Source organism: Bacteroidota bacterium, assembly GCA_018816945.1.
GTDB lineage: Bacteria > Bacteroidota > Bacteroidia > Bacteroidales.
Genome location: JAHIVC010000107.1, coordinates 1 through 3,116 on the forward strand (window position 1 = coordinate 1; position 3,116 = coordinate 3,116).

At 41.3% G+C, this 3,116-nt stretch carries 4 protein-coding genes; all 4 read left to right on the forward strand.

Features of this window, described 5'->3' with window-relative positions; translation table 11 throughout:
- Positions 1 to 208: 208 nt before the first annotated feature.
- Positions 209 to 943, forward strand: coding sequence for a hypothetical protein (locus KKG99_17565; protein MBU1014806.1), 735 nt, complete (start codon positions 209 to 211; stop codon positions 941 to 943).
- Positions 944 to 958: 15 nt separating this feature from the next.
- Positions 959 to 2,122, forward strand: a complete 1,164-nt coding sequence (locus KKG99_17570; GenBank protein ID MBU1014807.1) for an ADP-ribosyltransferase — start codon at positions 959 to 961, stop codon at positions 2,120 to 2,122.
- 44 nt (positions 2,123 to 2,166) lie between these two features.
- Positions 2,167 to 2,559, forward strand: a complete 393-nt coding sequence (locus tag KKG99_17575; protein MBU1014808.1) for a hypothetical protein — start codon at positions 2,167 to 2,169, stop codon at positions 2,557 to 2,559.
- A 302-nt stretch (positions 2,560 to 2,861) separates the two neighbouring features.
- Positions 2,862 to 3,116: hypothetical protein (locus tag KKG99_17580; GenBank protein MBU1014809.1), on the forward strand; the 255-nt coding region annotated here is incomplete at its 3' end.

Genomic DNA, 3,116 nt, shown 5'->3' on the forward strand with positions numbered 1-3,116 from the left:
GCCCTAAATAAAGTGCGTTTCTTTGAAAACGCACTCCTACCCATTATTCAAAAAAAGATATTTCCTTATATATAGATACCGGGCTTGTCCAACCACAGGATAAGATTGTGGCTACGCACAATCTATCCTTATTCGTTCGGCAGGTTTTGAACCACAGCAATGTGCTCCTTGTTTGTATCTGCAATATCTGGAAACAACTGCTGATGTTATGGCCTCTGTGATGGTTCAGGTTTGGGTCGGAGAAGTGAGTAATGCTGTTTTGCAGGAAGCACTTACTAATTGTGTAACTGCTGATAAACAAAGGGCCTATACCGATCAGGAAATTAGTCAGGCAGTAAGTGCCAATCTCAGTCTGCAATGGCTCGATGATGATAGGATTGAACAGGATATTAATATTAAAGTGATGGGATTGTACCATGGTGATCTGACCAATCTGAAACCAGCGGAAAAAGTTGATTTTTTAGTGGTCTCGGCTTTACCAGGCGATTATTCACCTACACACGGTTCGTTGATTGGTTCACTTAATAATAAAGGCATTTCAGTTGCGACGCTGGCGCAGAATAAAGCTGCTGACTATGAACCTGAATTGCCGTGCTGGATTTCTCAACCAATCACTTCAACGCAACCTGGAATTGCTTTTGACCGGATATTGCTTTATGAACCGGCTGATCCAGTTCAACAATCTGCACAGCATGTACAGGACATTTTTACAGCACTCACGCGTTTTGTCGGCAACACTACAACACAGACAACTGTTGCCATGCCGCTGGTTTCAACTGGCTCCGGCGGGGCTGATCCATCGGCCATTTTAACAGCGATTTTTAATGGAGCCAAACGAACCATGGTAACCGATTTTTTACTTGCTGGTTTGAAAATAGCTGTGTTTGAGGCAAGCCAGATCGGTTCGATGACGACTATATTTGAGCAGTTAAAAAATCAATAACAGGGAGTGTATCATATGGCCTTAACGTTACTTGATTCAATTGATATTTATTTCGGAAGCACAAAGCGGACACTGCAATTATGTCAGGGTGATTTAAGCAATATGACACCACAGGATGCAGTCGATTTTTTGGTGGTATCGGCTTTGCCCGGTGATTATTCACCAACTTCTGGATCCTTGATCGGTGCTCTTAACCAGCATGGTGTATCGGTTGCTGCTTTATCCCAAAATAAAGCAGCTAATTATGAACCAACCATGCCGTGCTGGGTTTCACAGCAAGTGGTATCAACCAATCCCGGTATTCAGTTCAAACGCATTCTCTTATTTGAACCGCCTAATCCGGCAACCGAGGCGATTGCCTATGTGGAGTCGATTTTTAAGGGATTGGATTGTTTCCAGAGCGATACTCAGTCTGCCACGGCAGCGATGCCGATGGTGTGTACCGGATCAGGTGGAGCAAGTGATGCCGATATATTAACGGCTTTGTTTTATGCAGCTGTTCATTGGCAAGTGCAGTCTTTTCCATTAAATATTGTGAAATTGACTGTTTATCAGCAGGATCAGGTAGCACCTTTGAAAGCACTATTTGCAACACATAAAAGTAATTATACTAATCTTAGAACGCTGAATCTTCCGGGTGGTTATTCCGGTTATGCCAATTCAGCCTGGAGTATAGTCAGTGGCATGACATTACCGGCTTATTTGACACAACGGCAGGCATTCGGCATTTGTGTTTATACCAGCAATTATTATATGACGATTAATAGTGTTTTGAGGACCAAGCAATGGACCGATCCCGAATATCAGCAAATGTTACCTTTGTTCGAGAGTATTGATAGTGGCTTGGCTAATATTCCACCTTTTGTCGGTTTGACCTATCGTGGAGAATCCAATATGTCATCGCAACGATTAGCTGAATATGTACCCGGTAATGATGTTACAGCTCTTGCCTATACGAGTACTGCTTATGTGCAGGGAGGATGGTATAATAAAAAATATCAGTTTGATATTAATAGTTTGAAAGGATCAAAAATAGATAATTATTCTATATTCCCTAGCGAAAAAGAAGTGGTTTATCATCGGGAGTTGATTGAGCATGTTAATACAAAAAACGCTAATAGTTACGGCGGATTCAAATTTGGGATAGATGAAAAAGTAATCAATTATTGCGGCAAATAAATAGTAGTTTAGTTGATAAAAAGCGATGGCTATAAGGAGGCACTATGGAGATCCCGGAAATTGCACCGGAAGAAATAAAAAAAATTCTGGAGTTTAAATCGGTTATTGAATCGGATTCAATCAATAAAGCATTAAGTGCAACGAATGAGCCTTATGAATTTTACGAAGAAGAAAATATAACTCAATTTCTGCAACAGCTTGATATATCTGGCTTTAACCTTATATTTGATTATCAGGCCTGGTTGGAAGAACAAAGCTATGAAAAGCTGAGCGATCTTGATTTTTTACAAAAAGCTGATTTGGATACATTACGAAAATTGATGACAGCCCATATCCGAACGGAACGATTTCTTACCGGGCATTTAAAGGAACAATTTGGGAATGGTTATATGGCAATTTTTTTTGCTCGGCTTGAAGAATTGTATCAGCAGATGTAAGTTGGAATAAGGTGGTTTTTTGTTTATAAAATATTGCATTAGTGTGATTGATCAATGGGCCGGGAGAATTTATCCCGGCCTTTTTTTATTGCTACCACGGCAGTTATGTCATGGATTACCGATGCCGGAGTAACTATTCATGTTAGTGGAATTACCTTCGTCGTCGGTTCCACCGTCTTTTACACATCATTACTGCTTGGTGTATTTGTTATTTATGGTGAGCAGATGGAAGTAGTCAGAAACAATGTTTTCGAAAATCCCAGAGCCACTCTCTTTACGATCACCCGGAGCAAGTGATAGATATGAGCGAAGAGATAGTGGTTCTCCGCCGCCGTCTGGAGCGTGAACGTCTTGCCCGTAAGCAGGCAGAGCAGATAGCCGAAGAAAATAGCCGCGCCCTTTTTTTGAAGGGTGAGGACTTGGAAAGTGCGCTTGCCGTGGAAAGAAAAACCAGAAAAGAAATCGAGACGCTGCTAAGCGCACTGGAGACATTTACTGCTAAACTGAACACTGCTGAAATTGTTAAATGCCTCCATCAGTTTCTTTATCCTGTCGTA